The sequence below is a fragment of the Psychrobacter sp. 1U2 genome (assembly GCF_051847575.1).
Genome location: NZ_JBPYDC010001087.1, coordinates 1 through 711 on the forward strand (window position 1 = coordinate 1; position 711 = coordinate 711).

At 38.8% G+C, this 711-nt stretch carries 2 protein-coding genes; both read right to left on the reverse strand.

What is annotated here, in order from left to right; genetic code table 11:
* Positions 1-260 (reverse strand): DUF4845 domain-containing protein (locus tag ACS8FD_RS20530; protein ID WP_439277227.1); only part of this gene is annotated, 260 nt, incomplete at its 3' end.
* Between the two features lie 176 nt (positions 261-436).
* Positions 437-711, reverse strand: a 275-nt coding sequence (lepB, locus tag ACS8FD_RS20535; protein ID WP_439277228.1) for a signal peptidase I, incomplete at its 5' end; no start/stop codon positions are given.

The window sequence follows — 711 nt, forward strand, 5'->3', positions numbered from 1 at the left end:
TCTTCAGCGGTCGTATCGTAATCAGCGTTGATAGACAGTTGACGATTAACACGCTCAACGAATTGTTTTGCAGTCTCGCCATTATTGTTCGCCTCTTTTAGCTGAGTACCTAATGTTTTACTCAGTTGATAATCACCAACTTGAGCTGGCATAATGGCAATCACCAATTTGCCAGCAATAACAATAATAATAAGCAATAAAACTATGCTAGTCACACTCGCCCCACGTTGCGACGACAACCCTGTTAACTGCTGCAGCATAAATTCTCCTAATATTTAATATAATTGTATTTCATACTCTATGATTTATATCTTAATATTTTCTAACCTTTCTGTGCTCTTACACAGCTAGGTTGATGAATTACATACAGTATATATATTAATTTAATTAGGGTTAATATTGATATTAGCACAATAATCAATCAATAGAGTAGCGACTAATCAATTGAACCATTACGTGCAAAAGTTGGAAGATTCAGACCAGGTGGTTTGTGCATCCAAATATACACAGCTTTACCGGCTAAATTCTCATCAGGTACAAACCCCCAGAATCTGCCATCAGCACTACGATCACGGTTATCACCCATCACAAAGTATTCATCATCGGGCACTGTGACACGCCATTCTGTCCCTGCGGAACTGACCACTTCAGGAGATTGCTGTTGCAAAAATGGCGCATATTGTGAGCTGTTCATGCCTTTTAAGTAGCGAA